The 15,163-nt window shown below is 68.4% G+C and carries 15 protein-coding genes; 6 read left to right on the top strand and 9 right to left on the bottom strand.

What is annotated here, in order from left to right; genetic code table 11:
• Positions 1 to 139 precede the first annotated feature (139 nt).
• The 4 genes from ABZ412_RS32630 to ABZ412_RS32615 all read right to left on the bottom strand — a co-directional run bounded on the left by ABZ412_RS32630 (position 140) and on the right by ABZ412_RS32615 (position 4,187).
• Positions 140 to 778, bottom strand: a complete 639-nt coding sequence (locus tag ABZ412_RS32630) for a hypothetical protein (RefSeq protein WP_357288070.1) — start codon at positions 776 to 778, stop codon at positions 140 to 142.
• 15 nt (positions 779 to 793) lie between these two features.
• Complete coding sequence (locus ABZ412_RS32625; protein WP_357288067.1) at positions 794 to 2,296, bottom strand: cellulase family glycosylhydrolase; 1,503 nt, start codon at positions 2,294 to 2,296, stop codon at positions 794 to 796.
• A gap of 80 nt (positions 2,297 to 2,376) precedes the next feature.
• Complete coding sequence (locus tag ABZ412_RS32620) at positions 2,377 to 3,387, bottom strand: alpha/beta hydrolase family protein (RefSeq protein WP_357288064.1); 1,011 nt, start codon at positions 3,385 to 3,387, stop codon at positions 2,377 to 2,379.
• A gap of 86 nt (positions 3,388 to 3,473) precedes the next feature.
• Positions 3,474 to 4,187, bottom strand: coding sequence for a hypothetical protein (locus ABZ412_RS32615; protein WP_357288061.1), 714 nt, complete (start codon positions 4,185 to 4,187; stop codon positions 3,474 to 3,476).
• A gap of 248 nt (positions 4,188 to 4,435) precedes the next feature.
• Between ABZ412_RS32615 and ABZ412_RS32610 the strand changes: the two genes are divergently transcribed.
• Positions 4,436 to 5,371, top strand: coding sequence for a tyrosine-protein phosphatase (locus ABZ412_RS32610; protein ID WP_357288058.1), 936 nt, complete (start codon positions 4,436 to 4,438; stop codon positions 5,369 to 5,371).
• A 28-nt stretch (positions 5,372 to 5,399) separates the two neighbouring features.
• Here the strand turns inward: ABZ412_RS32610 and ABZ412_RS32605 are convergent, their stop codons facing one another.
• Complete coding sequence (locus tag ABZ412_RS32605) at positions 5,400 to 5,939, bottom strand: hypothetical protein (protein ID WP_357288055.1); 540 nt, start codon at positions 5,937 to 5,939, stop codon at positions 5,400 to 5,402.
• A gap of 176 nt (positions 5,940 to 6,115) precedes the next feature.
• Here ABZ412_RS32605 and ABZ412_RS32600 point away from each other — a divergent pair, with 176 nt between their 5' ends.
• A complete protein-coding gene (locus tag ABZ412_RS32600; protein ID WP_357288052.1) occupies positions 6,116 to 7,066 on the top strand; it encodes a LysR substrate-binding domain-containing protein in 951 nt (316 codons plus the stop codon).
• A gap of 243 nt (positions 7,067 to 7,309) precedes the next feature.
• Here ABZ412_RS32600 and ABZ412_RS32595 read toward each other — a convergent pair whose 3' ends face one another.
• The 3 genes from ABZ412_RS32595 to ABZ412_RS32585 all read right to left on the bottom strand — a co-directional run bounded on the left by ABZ412_RS32595 (position 7,310) and on the right by ABZ412_RS32585 (position 9,802).
• Entirely contained in the window at positions 7,310 to 8,098 is a 789-nt protein-coding gene (locus tag ABZ412_RS32595; protein ID WP_357288049.1) for a fused MFS/spermidine synthase, read from the bottom strand.
• 34 nt (positions 8,099 to 8,132) lie between these two features.
• The gene (locus ABZ412_RS32590; protein WP_357288046.1) at positions 8,133 to 8,558 is read right to left on the bottom strand and encodes a hypothetical protein; all 426 of its coding nucleotides are present in this window, start codon (positions 8,556 to 8,558) and stop codon (positions 8,133 to 8,135) included.
• Between the two features lie 347 nt (positions 8,559 to 8,905).
• On the bottom strand, positions 8,906 to 9,802 hold the full coding sequence (locus ABZ412_RS32585) for a tyrosine-protein phosphatase (RefSeq protein WP_357288043.1): 897 nt from the start codon (positions 9,800 to 9,802) through the stop codon (positions 8,906 to 8,908).
• Between the two features lie 197 nt (positions 9,803 to 9,999).
• Here ABZ412_RS32585 and ABZ412_RS32580 point away from each other — a divergent pair, with 197 nt between their 5' ends.
• The 4 genes from ABZ412_RS32580 (at position 10,000) to ABZ412_RS32565 (ending at position 14,394) form a co-directional block, all read left to right on the top strand.
• Entirely contained in the window at positions 10,000 to 11,466 is a 1,467-nt protein-coding gene (locus ABZ412_RS32580) for a cellulase family glycosylhydrolase (protein WP_357288041.1), read from the top strand.
• Between the two features lie 44 nt (positions 11,467 to 11,510).
• Complete coding sequence (locus tag ABZ412_RS32575) at positions 11,511 to 12,446, top strand: tyrosine-protein phosphatase (protein WP_357288039.1); 936 nt, start codon at positions 11,511 to 11,513, stop codon at positions 12,444 to 12,446.
• Between the two features lie 91 nt (positions 12,447 to 12,537).
• On the top strand, positions 12,538 to 13,992 hold the full coding sequence (locus ABZ412_RS32570; protein WP_357288036.1) for an NAD(P)/FAD-dependent oxidoreductase: 1,455 nt from the start codon (positions 12,538 to 12,540) through the stop codon (positions 13,990 to 13,992).
• 135 nt (positions 13,993 to 14,127) lie between these two features.
• Positions 14,128 to 14,394: a transglycosylase family protein gene (locus ABZ412_RS32565; protein ID WP_357288033.1), complete on the top strand. Its 267-nt coding sequence runs from the start codon at positions 14,128 to 14,130 to the stop codon at positions 14,392 to 14,394.
• Between the two features lie 4 nt (positions 14,395 to 14,398).
• Here the strand turns inward: ABZ412_RS32565 and ABZ412_RS32560 are convergent, their stop codons facing one another.
• Positions 14,399 to 14,872, bottom strand: a complete 474-nt coding sequence (locus tag ABZ412_RS32560; protein ID WP_357288086.1) for a GtrA family protein — start codon at positions 14,870 to 14,872, stop codon at positions 14,399 to 14,401.
• Positions 14,873 to 15,163 lie beyond the last annotated feature (291 nt).

The raw sequence follows: 15,163 nt of genomic DNA, 5'->3' as shown, positions 1-15,163 counted from the left end.
GGACCCCGGGGCGAAAACCCCAAAGGGGGCCCATAAACAACAACGACTCGGCGCCGCTTTTTCGCGTGCGGTCTCGACGGCAACGCACACAGGCCCGGAACCTGATGGTTCCGGGCCTGCGCCAAGAGAACTCGCGGTGTTAGCGGCTGGAGCCGAACCCGCTCAGGAGCGAACCGAGGCCGCCGGGGAGCGCGTCGGCGCTACCTGTGCCACCGGTGCCGCCGGGGGTGCCGCCGACGGTGATCGAGGGCCCCTGGGTCTTGAAGTTGGCATGGTGGCCGAGGCTGGACAGGTATTCGACGCCGGTGGTCATCGCGGCGCCCTTGGCGCAGTCGGCTCCCACGGTGTACTGAGCACTGAAGGTAGCGGGCTGCACGTCACCCAGGCGCTTCTTGATGATCACCTTGTAGCTGGTGGCGGTGAAGTCGCCGGCGATGAAATCGGGCCGGATCTCCAGGTACGGCTCCACGCCGTGGGTTCCGGCGGAGTCGATGATCTTGGCGGAATCGGTGACGTAGGTCAGGCAGGTGGGGTGCCAGTCCTTGAGCCAGTTGATCTGCTCGTCGGTAGCGTTGGTGCGCTCGAATTTCGTGGTGATCGTGATCTTCTCACCCACCGACGGCGTGGTGTTGCTGACCGTGCGGTTGTAGACGGTGCCGTTGTCGGTCCAGGTGACCGTGCCGGGGGCGGCCATGGCGGACCCGGCGCCGAACAGGGTCAGGGCTCCGAGCCCCAGAGCCGTGGCGGCGGTGGCCCCTGCGGTGAATCGAAGTGTCATGGTGGATTCCTTTCTCTAAGAGCCCGAGCCGGAGGCCGAGCCCGATCCGCCCGAACCGCTGGCCGAGCCCGAGGCCGAGCCGGACGCCGAGCCGGTCCCGACCGGACCGTTGGGCACGGACGCGCCCTTGGAGCCGGGCCGATTGATGTACACCGACACCGGTGTCGAGGCGTTCGCCTCGACGGTCACCACGCGCGCCCCGGGCGCCGAGGTCACCGTGCCGCCGTCGACTCGCACCTGATAACCGTTGGGGTAGTGCAGATCCGAGACGTAGATCTCGGTCGGCTTGCCGGTGGACCGCGGGGTGTAGCGGTAGGCGAAGTCGCCGGAACCGGTGTCGAAGATCATGCGGCCGGGGGTGCCGGAAGTGGCCTGCGGATAGGTGCGGACCAACTGGCTGCCGATGTCGCCGGAGAACGGGTCGCCACCGTTGTAGTGCCAGTACTGCCAGCCGATGAACCGATCGTCGGCGTTGATCAGGGTGTTGCCCAGCACCGACGCGTCGCCGTCTCCGAATTCGGTGACCAGCGAGGGGATTCCGGTGCGATGGGTGAAGGCGTCGATATTGCCCCAGGTCTTGCCCTGCTGCAGCGGGCACAGACCGCGCAGGAAGGTGGGGAGGCCGCTGTAGGTGGCCAGCTGGCTGGGGATGCAGTAGTCGTGCGGAGCGAAGGCGATGCCGGGGCCGCTGATCGGCGGGTTCTTGCCCAGGTTGGTGGGCATGGTCTCGTTCCAGGTGACGTTGGGCTCCCAGAACACCGTGATGTCGCCGTTGCGGCCGCGTACCGCGTCGGTCAGCTTCTGCATGACGCCCTGGTACTTGGCGTCGAATCCGGAGCAGCCGTTGGGGAAACACGACAGGAACGCCGAACCCGGCCACGGCTCGTTGAGCAGCTCGATGCCCATCGCGCCCGGGTGGCCGTTCATCTTCTCCGCGAGCGCGCCGAGCGCCTGGCCGAGGTAGTCGACGACGCCGTAGGTGTTGTTCCAGACCTCGTCCCAGCCCGCGTTCATGCTGGGCATCAGATAGAACATCGGGAATCCGGGATTGTTCTCACCGGCGGCGGGCCGGGCGTGGATCGCCCATTCGGGGAAGCCGTTGCCGTCCCAGATCCTCGACAATCCGTCCTGGTGGTTGTCGAGCACGGTGTGAATCCCGTACTGCGCCAGGGTGTCCACGACCCCGGCGACCCGATCCAGATACGCGGTGTCGACCACGCCCTTGGTCGGCATGAGCCCGTCGAAGTTGACGCCGAGCCGCACCGTGTTGAATCCGTGCCGGGACAACACCTCCGCGTCGCGGGCGTCCAGGACGGTTCCCGGCGTGAAGTAGGGCGGTTCCTTGTCGACGTTGTTGACGCCGTGCAGCAGCATCACCCGCCCGGAGGAGTCCACGAACTGTGAACCGTCCACGTGCACCGGCGAAAGGGCGGCGGGCGCGGCGATCGCCGGCGGGGCCGTGGTGCCCAGCGTGCATCCGGCCACCACGGCGGCCGCCGCGGCCACTGATCGGGCCATCCACCCGATCCGGCCGTTCCTGTGTCTCACTGTCGTTTCCATGCTCTCTTGCTCGACGTGCTTCTGGGCACGGCCCCTGGCTATTCCGTGCCGAGCGCGGAAGCGAGGAGGGGCCAGGATTTGTGCAGGTCGTCCTGCCAGTAGTGCCAGGTGTGGGTGCCGACGGGCCGGAGGTCGACCTGGGCGGGAATATCCAGTTCACGCAGCCGATCGGCGAGGCGGTGGGTGCACGAGTTGGTGGCGGCCTCGATCATTCCGCCCACCACCATCTGTCCCGCTTTGGTGGCGATCTCGTCCGGGGCGGAATGCCCGGCGAGCTCCTCGGCCGGGCCGGACAGCCCGGTGCCGCTGGAGAGGTAGATCGCCTTGCCGCGCAGGGTGTCCGCGTTGAGGATCATGTCGTGGGCGCGCCAGGCCGGATCGTCGTCGGTCCCCCACATGTTCGCGGGGTTGCCGTCGCCGCGGCCCAGCACCAGCCGGATGTAGGCGCGACCGGCCGGGTCGGAGGTGGAGGCGCAGCCGCTGTAGGCCGCGACCGCGGAGTACACCGTCGGCGCGGCGGATACGAGATCCAGCGCCGAGGTGGCCGACATGGACACGCCCGCGATCGCATTGACGCCCGAGGTGTGCAGCGTGGCGTCGATGATCGGCGGCAGCTCCCGGGTCAGGAAGGTCTCCCAGCGGTTGCGGCCCAGGGCGGGATCGTCGCGCTGCCAGTCGGTGTAATAGGAGAACTCGCCGCCGACCGGTGTCACCACGTTCACGCGCTTGTTCCAGAAGAACGAGACGATGTCGGTCCGGCTGTACCAGTTGGTGACGTCGGTGCCGCCACTCGCCCCGTTGAGCAGGTACAGCGTCGGGCTGGGGGTGGTCGCGTCGGCGGCGGCCAGTACCTGCAGCGGGATAACCCGTTGCATGGCAGCCGAATACACGTAGACCATCTGCTGGCGTTGCCCCGCGCGATCGATGTGATCCAGATGGGCTCCGGTCTCGGCCCGGGAGACCTGCAGCGCGCCGGGCGCGACCTGGAACAGGGCCGCGGCCACACCGCACGACACGATCAGCGACGCCAAACTCCGCCTGGGCGACACGACTTGCTCCTTGGAACGATGGTGAAGGTCCTGGGCCGTGGCGGCCGCGCGCGCACCACGGCCCAGGAGAATCGGACCGATGCCGATCAGCTGCCGATCAGGCGGCGGATCACATTGGTGATGGTGTCGGTCACCGAGCCGGTCGAGCTGAGCTGGTTCTGCGAGGAGCCGAGGCCGCCCTGGTCGAGGCTGCCGAGCAGCGCCTCACCGGGATTCGCGCCGCGGCCGGTGAAGCAGACGCTCATGTTCGGCTGGTCGGAACCGGAGCCGACGGTGCCGCCGACGCTGATGCCGCCGCTCATCACCTGCTGGCCGTCGGTGATGGACGCGGGCACCTTGTAGGTGAATTCGGCGGTGACCGGGTTGCCGGAGTTGACGAACCAGCCGGTGCTGTTGACGCTCCAGCCGCCGTTGTTCGGCTCGGGCGTCACCTCGGCGGGCTGCTCGCCCTGACCGAAGTGGTAGGCGGTGACGACGGCCTTGACCGGCTTGTCGAAGCCCGGCGGCGGATAGTCGGTGATCGAGTTGATGTAGGGGTTGCCGATGCTGGTGGTCCCGACCACGACCTTGTAGGTCACCAGGGTGCCGGCCGCCGCGCTGGTGACATTGATGGACTTGTCGTAGGTGTGGGTGATCCAGACGCTGCTGATACCCGGGTTGTAGTCCACGTGCTGCTGCTGGACGCAGCCCGACAAGGTGGTGTCGGCGGCGGCGGTCGCGGAACCGAGGGCGATTCCCGCTCCGGATATCACCAGTGCGGTCGCCGCGATTCCGGCGGCAATATTCGATGTTTTACGCATGATTCCTTCCAACAGTTCCGGAGAAACACGGAACCGATTACCGGTGAGCCCGTGAAGAATTCGAGCTTCCGCTCACGCCCGGAAACGCTAGAGCACAATGGCGGAGAACTTAAATCCTAATTTCGGAGTCATTGACAACCCCGCCTTGTCAATGACTCCGGAACTTCTGTTTCCGCCCGGATCGTTTGTCCCGCTAGGTTTCTCGTGAGAAACAGTCGTCTCCGAATTCCCACAGTAAGTAGGTAGACATGTCCCCACGTCGGGCCCGCCGGGCCGACATCACGACCATCGCCCTCGCCGGCCTGATCGCGCTCGGCCCCGCCCTCGGCGCGGCCGCCGCCACGGCGCAGCCCGCGGATGTCGCCTCCGGATCCGGCTCCGGCTCCGGCAGTTTCGGGTCGTCGGGGTCGGCGGGGTCCGGCTCCGCGGCGGCGGACGACCCGGTGTCCACCCTGCCGGCGCCCGCCACGACGGCGATCCGGCTCGACGGCGCCACCAACTTCCGCGATATCGGCGGCTATCGCACCGCGGATGGACGCACAGTCCGCACGGGCCTGGTCTACCGGTCGAACGGCCTGGACAAGCTCACCGACGCCGATCTGGCCAAGCTCAACACGGCGGGCGTGACGCTGGATGTGGATCTGCGCAACGGCTCCGAGCGCAGCGGCGCGCCGGACCGGGTACCGACGGGGGCCCAGTACAAGGTCGCCGACGTGGTCAGCTTCGACAGCGGTATCTCGTTCCACGAGTTCCCGGTGATCACGCTGGGGCGCGCCGTGATCGACGGCTTGATCAACGGCTCGTCCGATCTCAAGATGTCGATCCAGTACCCGTTCATGGTCGATTTCCACGGCTCGGACGTCGCTTTCGGCACCCTGCTGCGCTCGATCGCCGGAAATAGCGGCGGCGCGACGGTGTACCACTGCACCTCCGGCAAGGACCGCACCGGCTGGGCCACCGCCGTCCTGCTCACCGTGCTGGGCGTGCCCCGCGATGTGGTGAACGCCGACTTCCTGGCCAGCAACAAGCAGCTCGGCGACGCGAAGGCGGTCGAATTGTCGTGGCTGGAGGCGGCTTTCGACGAGGTCGACCGGCTCTACGGCAGCGTCGACAAGTACGTGCGCGACGGGCTGGGCCTGGATCAGGCCACCATCGACGCGCTGCGCGCCAAACTGCTGGCCTGATCCGCGCTCCGTCCGCTGCCCGCGCCGCTCACCGCGGGCAGCTGCGGTCCGCGATCTCCTCGCCCAGGGCGTAGGAGATCGCGGACGCCTCGAGCTCGGCCCACACCCCGAAGCTCGGGTAGCGGAGGTCGATGCCGGCCATGCAGTCCCAGCAGGCGGCCGGTCCGATGCCCGGTCCGGTCGGGAACAGCATCACGATGAACCGCTGGGCCGCGAGGGTCTTGCCGACCAGGACCCGGCGATACCCCTCGGGCACGATGAGCGTGCCCGACGCCCCGGTATCGAAGTACTGCTGCGCACAGGCCGAATCCCGCCGCCATTTCTCCCCGGCGGCGAAATCACCGACACCGAAGAGCTGAACCGTCCCGTAGCGCGACCACCCGTCACAGGTCAGCAGAAACTGGCGGAACTCGGCGTCGAACCACACCCCGAGGCGCCGCTCGGCAGCCGCGACGGCCTCCACGGACGCGGGCGGATTGGGAGGCATCGACAATCCGGGTTCCGCGAGGCGCTCCGAGGCGGTGTACTGCGCCGAATAGAGAGAACCCACCAGGGCAGTCCAATTCATCATCGTTTCCTGTCGCCGCGCTCGCCCGAGCTAAAAGCCCATCGAAAACGCTAGAACACCCAGGAAGCGAAGAGAAATCATTGTTCATGAGCAATTCACAAGGCCGATTTGTCAATGCGCGGTCGGTTCCGCGATAGAGTTCGGTTCGCATCGCCCATCGACCTAGACTGCGCCTCATGGAAGTCCACACCCGCCAGTTGCAATACTTCATCGCGGTAGCGGAAGAGCTGAGCTTCACCCGCGCCGCGCAGCGACTGCATGTCTCTCAGCAGGGCTTGAGCACTCAGATCAAGCAACTCGAGCATGCGATGGACGTGGTGTTGTTCTCCCGGACCACCCGCAATGTCGAGCTGACCGCCGCCGGCGCGGTCTTTCTACAAGATGTCCGCAGCGCGCTGACCGGCCTGGACGTCGCGATCGAGCGGGCGCGGTCGGTGCACCGCGGTGAGCAGGACCGACTGGTCCTGGGCGCGCTGGAGGGCGCGGCCCTGACCCTGACCGAGCCGATCCTGTCGGCCTTCCGTCACCGCCACCCGGGGATCACCGTGGAGTTGCGGCATTTCACCTATGAGGACCCCTCGGCGGGACTCGCCACGGGCTCGGTGGACGTGGCCTTCGCGCGCCGCCCGTTCGTCGACGCGGGGGTCGACTTCGAGCCGCTGTTCGCCGAACCGCTGATGGTCATGGTGCCCACGGGTCATCGGCTGGCCGGTCGCGCCGAGGTCTACGCGCACGAGTTGCTCGACGAGCCGCTGCTCGGGGCCGCCACCACCGATCCGGTGTGGAATGCGTTCTGGGAGTTGGACGCCTTTCGCGGCGGCGCTCCGGCCCCGGTGATATCGCGCTCGAACTCGCTGCTCGAGGAGCTGCACAAGGTCGCCACCGGGGTCGGTGTCGTCCTCACCGTGGCCTGCGCGCGCTGGATCCCGTTCCCCGGCGTGCATCTGCTTCCGGTCGCGGACGTCCCGCCCAATGAGGTGGCGGTCGGCTGGCGCGGCGCCCAGGAGTCGGCGCTGGTGCGGTCGTTCGTCGAGGTGGCTCGCGGCATCCGCGACACCCACCCGGAGCTGGTCAAGCTCTTGCAGGAACCCGATTTCGCGGACTGCACGGTGCCGCCCCACCTCTGATCGGCTGGTCCCGGGCAATCACAACTCGAGGTTGTGACTACACCCGAAAGATTGATTTCACTTCAGATGCCTTGCCTCCTAGCGTTTTCGGCGCGGGCGTAATGCTCGACAGCGGCGGGCTCCGCACCGGACTGTGACCCGGGACGGAGCCCGCCTTCCAGTCGGCACCGTCGATACCGGACTGAGCCCCCGGCGATCGACGGTGCCGACACTGATCCCTGCTCGTCTCGCCACCCAGCGCCGCTAGGGACGGGTTTCGGGGCCTTCGGCCACGACACGAAACGGCGGGAAGGCCCGTTCCGCTTGGCGGTACAGCGCGTCGAGGGGCAGCGGCGCTCGGCTCGCGGCCAGGACGCGGTTGCCCTGGTAGCCCGCGAAGACGTCCCCGTCGAGCAGCGCACGGTAGGGGAAGGTCGAGCGGATGTCGTCCAGCTGGATTCGAGCACCCACCAGATTCAGCAGATAGACCCCGTCCGGCCGCAGGACCCGGGCCACCTCGGAGGTGAACGCGGGGCCGGTGATGCCCGCCGCCATCCGCAGGCCCTCGAAGGCATCGGCAACCACCAGCTGTGCGGAATCCGCTGGCAGAGTGGCGATCTCGGTCGATCCATCACCGATGCGCAGTTCCACGCCGGGGACCGAGCGCAGGCCCAGGCGTTCGTCGACGAAGCGGGCCAGCGCCTCGTCGGCTTCGATGACCAGGTGCCGGGAACCGGGGCGGACCGCCGAGAGGTAGCGCGGGAAGGTGCCGCCTCCGCCGCCGATGTGCACCGTGTCCAGCGGGGCATCGGCGGGTTCCAGGGAATCGACCACATAGCCCATGTAGCGCATGTATTCGAGCTCGAGGTAGGTCGGATCGTCGAGATCGACGTAGGACTGGGCGATGCCGTTGACGCTCAGCAGCCACCCGCCCGGCCGCTCGTCGTCGGCGCGCAGCTCGGCGAGGCCGAAGCGCACCTCGCGCACGCCAGGTACCGGTTGGGCGAGGGGGCGGGCGGTGTCGCCGCCGGACGTCTCCAGCCAGTTACTCATGGGTACATGATCGCAGGACGCCCGGCGCGGGCGGTCAGGCCGGCAGGCGGTCGGGGCGCTCCAGGATGGACAGCCGGAGGGCGGCCAGCACCATGGCGCGGTGGGGCAGGCGCAACCGGCCCGGTTCGGGTTCGTTCGCCCAGTGCCAGCCGGAAGGCCGATCGTCGGCGGGCAACAGGATCCGGCTGCCGCGCTCGGGAACAGTCACCGCGTGGGACTGGAGGAAGAGGCGGAGTCGCTGGGGCACAGGGTGATTGGGCAGTGGCGGGGTCACCAGGAAGGTCCAGCGCCGGTCGCGCGGGTCGGCGATGACGGGAGCCGACGGCAGCCAGTCCAGGCGCGCGAGCACCCGGCGGCCCAGGGGTTCGGGCACCGTCAGGGCCTCGACCGCGGCGCCCACGGTGATCAGCGGACGGTCGGCGTAGAGCTGCACCGGTAGGCCGTAACGGGCGCGCAGCAAGTGCGCCGATTCGTGAGGGGAACAGCACGATTCGAACATCGGGACCTCCGGACGCGCGGTGGGGGCGCACCCGGCGCCGAGGTGTCCGCGGTCCGTGGCCGACGCGAGGGCATGAACGGAGGGTCGCGTCGAGAGCGGACACCGGGCGAAGTGGAGGCTCGACGACCGGCGCCGGGTGCGAAGAACAGTCTTCGCGCCGGTGGTGCCGGGGCGGTGTCGGGACGATGGCATTCCGATGACCGGCTGTAAAGCTGTGTCCTCCGAGGCCGAACCGTTCACCGTGAGGAAGCTCACGGTCGAAAGCCGCTGCCTCGGAGGACCTTTCAGAACCAACCGGAAGGAATGGGCTACTTCTGGATCAGCTTGTGCTTCAGCTGCTCGATGGTCTGGCCCTTCAGGCCCAGGCCGTCCTTCAGATACTTGTCGACCGAGCCGTAGTCGGCCACGAGCTGATCGATGCCGGCCTGCAGGAAGCTCGCCTCCACACCCAGCAACGGCTGGTAGATGGCGGCCGCGGCGGCGCCCTTGGCGGCGGTGATCTGCGCGAGCGTGGCGGCGATGGACTTGGCCGAGTACTCGTTGGTGAGCAGGTAATCGTTCATGATGGTCTGCTGGTCGACGCCCGCGAGGCTGAGCAGCAGGTAGGACGTCCAGCCGGTGCGATCCTTGCCCGCGGTGCAATGGAATACGGCCGGGCCCTGCTGATCGGCGAGCTGGGTCAGCAGCTCCGCGAAGCGGGCGCGTTCGAAGGCCCCGGTGACGAACTGGCGGTTGAGGGCTCGCATGGCTTCGCGGGCGGCCTCGGGGCTGGTGAGGTTCCCCATGCCACCGGAGACGTCGCCGCTCAGGATGGAGATATTGGTGTAGGAGGCGCCGGCCGGAACGCGATCCGGCTTGGTGGCGATCTCGCCACTGGTGCGCAGGTCGTACACGGCCGTCAGGTGCAGGCCATTCAGGGTGGCGAGGTCGGCGTCGTTGGCGGCGAGCGCGTTCGAACGGTAGAAGACGCCCTTGTTGACGTGGTGGCTGCCCTGCGCGTCGTAGCCCGCGCCGGTTCCGGCGACATCGCGGAAATTGTCGACGCTGCCCAGGTGCGGCGCGTCGGCGACGGCGGTGCTGGGCTTGGCGGCGGCGACGGGCAGCGCCGACAGCTCACCGCCGGCGATGTTTCCGAGCAGCGGGCTCGCGAACAGCCCGGCGCTGAGCGCGACGACGACGGCGGTACGACGCCATGAAACTGACAACTGACTCACTCCTAATCGCGTGTTGATCGCCGACAGATCTACGCGGGGCGAATGAACCGGCGGGAACCGCACAGGAAACAGTCCAATGGGTCTCGTTCAGCGGGACAGGGACTGGACGAACATTCACAAGCTGATCAAGTGAATCGGCCGCGAACAGGTGTTTCCGTGGCCGCCGCGGGAGCCGTTAGGTTTTCCGCATGTTGAATCGAGGTCGGATCCTGGCCGTCGCGACGGCGCTCGTGTGCACCGCTCTCGGGGCCCAGCCCGCGGCGGCCGAACCGGGCGGCTGGACCCTGCCCCAGCTCACCGTCTCGAACGGGGCCATCACCGATGTCACCGGCCGCACGGTGCTGCTGCGCGGCGCGAATGTCAACCAGCTCAACGACTATGCGCAGAACGACCAGCCGCTGCCGACCGTCGCGCCGCTGGATCGCACCGACTTCGAACAGATGGCGGCGCTCGGTTTCAATGTGGTTCGGCTGAACCTGGCCTGGTCCGCGCTCGAGCCCACGCCCGGCGCGTTCGACCAGGCCTACCTGGCCCGCATCCACACCGCCGTCGACGACGCCAAGGCCAACGGCATCTACACCGTGCTGGACATGCACCAGGACGCGTGGGGCAAAGCGGTGGGCTCACCCCAGGGGCAGGGGTGCCCGATCTTCATGAAGCCCGGCATCGGCTGGGACGGCGCGCCCGCCTGGGCGACCCTCACCGACGGCTGGACCACCTGCAATTTCGGCGGGGTCCGCGAGACCGCGCCCGCGGTGGCCCGCGCCTTCCAGAACTTCTACGACGACACCCAGGGCATCCAAGGGCATCTGGTGAACACCTGGGCCAAGCTGGCCGCGGAGTTCAAGGACGAACCCGCCATCGCCGGGTACGACCTGCTGAACGAGCCCAATCCCGGTCTGCGCGACCCGTTCTCGGCCGCGGATCAGCTCGGCAAGTACTACCAGCGGGTCATCGCCGCCATCCGGCAGGCCGAACGCGGCAGCGCGCCGCACCTGGCCATCTTCGAGCCCAGCGCGATCTGGTCGGCCCTCGGCATCGACGCCACGCCGCCCGCGCACTACATCACCGATCCGCTGGCGGTGTTCTCGCCGCACCTGTACAGCGAGTCCATCAATGTCGTGAACGCCTTCCCGAGCATCGAGCTGGGCTTCAAGATCGGGCTCGACGCCGCCGCCAAATACCGTGCGCCGCTGTGGACCGGCGAATGGGGCTGGTTCGGCGACCCGGGTTCCGATGCGCCCAAGGTGGATCGGTTCCTCGATCAGCTCGACGCCAACCGGATGGGCGGCACCTGGTGGTCCTGGAAGCAGGCGTGCGGGGATCCGCACGCGGTGCGCGACGGCAATACCGGCAAGCCGCAAGGCAATCTCAACCGGATCGCCTGCCCCTCGGGCGCGTCGCAGGGCCAGGCGGCCGGGTACGCCCGGCCGTTGTCGCGCGCGTACCCGCGCGCCGTGCCCGGCGCCCTGTCGAGCGTCACCGCCGCCGGTTTCAGTGGCACGGGAACCGGCCGTGTGGAAGCCTGGTACCCCGGTACCGCGCGCCCGAACCTCCAGTCCGCCAATGTTTCCGGCCTCACCCTCACCCAGGTGCCGGGTGGCTGGCAGCTGACCGGGACCGCTACCGGCTCGTACTCGATCAAACAGTCCTGACGGACCCGGATCCCCGTTCTCCCCGCACCGCAAGCAGGTCCCCCATGTCTTCTCGCACCCAGCCCCGTCTCGACGTCGCGGCGGTCGCGCTCGCCGGCCTGATCACCCTCGGCGCGACTCTGGGCGCGTCTCCCGCGACGGCGCAGCCCAGCGATATCGCCTCCGGATCCGGTTCCGGCGCGGGCGGTCTCGGCTCCTCGGGCTCGGCCGGGTCGGGCTCGGCCGCGGTCGACGACCCGGTCTCGGCCCTGCCCGCGCCCGCCTCCACCGCCATCCGGCTCGCGGGCGCGCGCAACTTCCGTGATATCGGCGGCTACCGCACCGCCGACGGCCACACGGTCCGCACGGGCGTGGCCTTCCGCTCCAACCGGCTGTCCGGGCTCACCGACGCCGACCTGGTCACGCTGGCCACCGCCGGGGTGACGCTGGATGTGGATCTGCGCAACGGTTCCGAGCGCGGCAGCGCGCCCGACCGGGTGCCGACGGGCGCGCAGTACAAGGTGGCCGACGTGGTCAGCTTCGACAGCGGCATCGCCTTCCACGAGTTCCCGCCGATCACCCTGACCCGCGCCGTGATCGACGGCCTACTGCACGGCTCCTCCGATATGGGCCAGTCGATCGGGTACCCGTTCATGGTCAACTTCCACGGCTCCGATGTCGCCTTCGCGACCCTGTTCCGGTCGATCGCCGCGAACACCGGTGGTGCGACGGTGTACCACTGCACCGCGGGCAAGGACCGCACCGGCTGGGCCACCGCGGTGCTGCTCACCCTCCTCGGCGTGCCCCGGGACGTGGTGAACGCCGACTATCTGGCCACCAACACGGTGACCGGCGATCCGACCGCGGTGGAACTGTCGTGGCTGGAGGCGGCCTTCGCCGAGGTGGACCGCCTCTACGGCAGCGTCGACCGCTACGTCCGCGAGGGCCTGGGCCTCGATCAGGCCACCATCGACGCGCTACGCGCCAGACTGCTGGCCTGACCCAGGGCGCCCGGCCCGCCGATTGACTTACCCGGCGATTCCAAATACCGTCAGTATTTGAGTTCTTCGGGTATCCAACAAGGAGGTTGGGATGGGCGCGCCGCGGCAGCCTCGGATCGTGATCATCGGCGCCGGCGTGTCCGGAATCGCCACCGCTATCACCCTGCAGCGCAAGGGTTTCCACGACTTCACGATCCTCGAGAAGGGCTCCGACGTCGGCGGGGTGTGGCATTGGAACCGCTATCCGGGCCTGACCTGCGACGTGCCCTCGCAGCTGTACCAGTTCGGGTTCGCGCCGAAGCCGGACTGGTCGCACATCTTCGCGCCGGGCCCGGAGATTCAGGGGTACCTCGCCGACGTGGTGGAGCAGTACGGTCTGCGGCCGCACCTGCGGGTGAATGCGGAGGTGGTCGCCGCGACGTTCTCCGGCTCCGCCTGGCGGGTCGAGACGGCCGACGGCAGCAGCCACACCGCCGATTTCGTCATCGCCGCCACCGGTGTGCTGCATCATCCCGCCGTGCCCGACATCCCGGGCCTGTCCGAGTTCACCGGCCCCATCGTGCACACCGCGCGCTGGGACGACACCGTGGAGACCGACGGCAAGCGGATCGCGGTGCTCGGCACGGGATCGACCGGCGTCCAGGTGGTTTCGGCGCTGCAGCCGAGGGCCGCGAGCATCACCCACTTCGTGCGCAGCCCGCAGTGGGTGATCTGGGCCCCCATGCAGATCCCGCAGCCCGCACTGGTCGGCGCGGCGCTCAAGCGGCTGCCACAGGTGAATCGCGCGCTCTACCGAGCGGGGATGACCGGCGCGCGGCTGTTCACCGACGTAGTCACCCGCCCGAGCTGGCGGCGGCGCGCGGTGCAGGAGTACGCCCGCCTGAGCCTGCGCACCCAGGTCCTGGAACCGGGTCTGCGCGAGCGGCTCACTCCCGATTACGAGCCGCTGTGCAAGCGCCAGGTGCTGTCGGGGACCTATTACCGGGCCCTGCGCGCCCGCAATGCCGAGCTGGTCACCACCGGCATCGACGCCGTGACCCCGACCGGCATCCGCACCGCCGACGGCCGCCACCACGATGTCGACATGATCGTGCTGGCCACCGGCTTCCGCGCCCACGACTACATGCGGCCGATGAATCTGACCGGCCGCGACGGCGTCTCGATCGACGACGCCTGGGCGAAGGGACCGCGCGCCTACCGCATGACCGCGATCCCGGGCTTCCCCAACCTGTTCACCGTGCTGGGCCCGCACTCCCCCACCGGCTCGATCCCGCTGCACCACGCCGCCGAGGTGACCGCGCGCTACATCACCCGCTGGATCCAGCGGTGGAGCGCGGGCGAATTCGACACCGTGGAGGTCACCGAGGAGGCGACCGACCGTTTCGAGTCCGAGGTGGCCGAAGCCATGGGCCCGACGGTGTGGAACACCGGCTGCAACTCCTGGTACTTCACCGAGGGCGGCAGTATCGACCTGCTGCCGTTCGACCGCGCCACCATGGAGTCGATGCTGGCCGAACCGGATCCCGCGGACTTCAAATTCCAATAATGAGCGAATATTCAGTTACCATCGTCTGATTGTTGCCCGCGCGTTCGTCTACCAGGGCGGAGATACGCCATGATCGGACAGCACGAGTTTCGAAGACCCACCCGCACCCTCGCTCTCGCACTTGGTTTCACAGCATTGACCTGCGCAGTATCCGCCACCGCGGAGGCCCGGCCCCGGCACGACTGGGACGCCGTGGTCGAGTGCGAGGCGGGCGGGGACTGGACCGCCGACACCGGAAACGGGTACTACGGCGGCCTGCAATTCAGCCCCAGCACATGGCAGGCATACGGCGGCAGGGGGAATCCGGCCGATGCCACCCGGGAGGAGCAGATCCGCGTCGCCGAACGCGTCCTCGCCCGGCAGGGTCCGGGCGCCTGGCCCACCTGCGGCACCTTCCTCTGAACCGCTACGGTGCGGTCTTGGTCCGGAAGACGATCCAGCGCATGGACGCGTACATGAACAGCCCCTCGCCGAGACTGCCCACGACGCGGGCGATCCGGTAGTCGACGCCCAGCGCCGCGACGCCGCTCGTCACGCCGAGGATGAACGCGAGGTAGTTCACGACCACCACCACGATGTAGCGGGCCAGCTGTGGGCCGACCGAGGCATGCGATTCGAAGTTCAGGACCCGGTTCAGCAGGTAGCTCAATCCGAAAGCGGTGCAATAGGCGACGGTCACCGCGACCGGTAGCGGCGCCACCGCGTGCAGCGCGGTGAGCAGCAGCAGGTCCACGCCGAAGGTGAAGGCGCTCACCAGTAGATAGCCGACGAAGGTGGGAGCCACGAAGCCGCGCAGCCGCCCCGGCAGTAGCGCGACCAACCCGTCACACAGTGCATGGAACCAGCGCACCACCCGCACCGGCCGCGGCTGTGTCTGCATACCCACCCGGCCACCCTGACACCCCCGCATGACCCGAAGATGATCAGCCGGCCAACTTCTGCGGGCCGATTCGCCATCGACAACCAGCACTTGTCAATTGCCCCGAAATCAGTGTTTCCGCCCGATCGCGGCGGTGCCATAGCATCCTTCGGCGCGTCCCCGAGACCTCGACGGGACGTGAGTCGGAAGTGTTGACCGACATGCTGAATGGAGATTCCTGATGGGGCGTGGATTCGGAACGGCGAATCGGCGGAAGGTGCTGGGCGGCATGCTCGCCGCCGGCGCGGCGGG

Source organism: Nocardia sp. NPDC005746 (assembly GCF_040630785.1).
GTDB lineage: Bacteria > Actinomycetota > Actinomycetes > Mycobacteriales > Mycobacteriaceae > Nocardia.
The sequence above is the reverse complement of the archived record's forward strand: the minus strand, read 5'-3'. Positions and strand labels throughout refer to the sequence as shown.

Excerpts from the sequence above, each read along its gene's own strand:
- ABZ412_RS32630 (WP_357288070.1), bottom strand. The coding sequence starts at position 778 with ATGACACTTCGATTCACCGCAGGGGCCACCGCCGCCACGGCTCTGGGG.
- ABZ412_RS32625 (WP_357288067.1), bottom strand. The coding sequence starts at position 2,296 with ATGGCCCGATCAGTGGCCGCGGCGGCCGCCGTGGTGGCCGGATGCACG.
- ABZ412_RS32615 (WP_357288061.1), bottom strand. The coding sequence starts at position 4,187 with ATGCGTAAAACATCGAATATTGCCGCCGGAATCGCGGCGACCGCACTG.
- ABZ412_RS32610 (WP_357288058.1), top strand. The coding sequence starts at position 4,436 with ATGTCCCCACGTCGGGCCCGCCGGGCCGACATCACGACCATCGCCCTC.
- ABZ412_RS32605 (WP_357288055.1), bottom strand. The coding sequence starts at position 5,939 with ATGAATTGGACTGCCCTGGTGGGTTCTCTCTATTCGGCGCAGTACACC.
- ABZ412_RS32600 (WP_357288052.1), top strand. The coding sequence starts at position 6,116 with ATGGAAGTCCACACCCGCCAGTTGCAATACTTCATCGCGGTAGCGGAA.
- ABZ412_RS32595 (WP_357288049.1), bottom strand. The coding sequence starts at position 8,098 with ATGAGTAACTGGCTGGAGACGTCCGGCGGCGACACCGCCCGCCCCCTC.
- ABZ412_RS32580 (WP_357288041.1), top strand. The coding sequence starts at position 10,000 with ATGTTGAATCGAGGTCGGATCCTGGCCGTCGCGACGGCGCTCGTGTGC.
- ABZ412_RS32575 (WP_357288039.1), top strand. The coding sequence starts at position 11,511 with ATGTCTTCTCGCACCCAGCCCCGTCTCGACGTCGCGGCGGTCGCGCTC.
- ABZ412_RS32570 (WP_357288036.1), top strand. The coding sequence starts at position 12,538 with ATGGGCGCGCCGCGGCAGCCTCGGATCGTGATCATCGGCGCCGGCGTG.
- ABZ412_RS32560 (WP_357288086.1), bottom strand. The coding sequence starts at position 14,872 with ATGCAGACACAGCCGCGGCCGGTGCGGGTGGTGCGCTGGTTCCATGCA.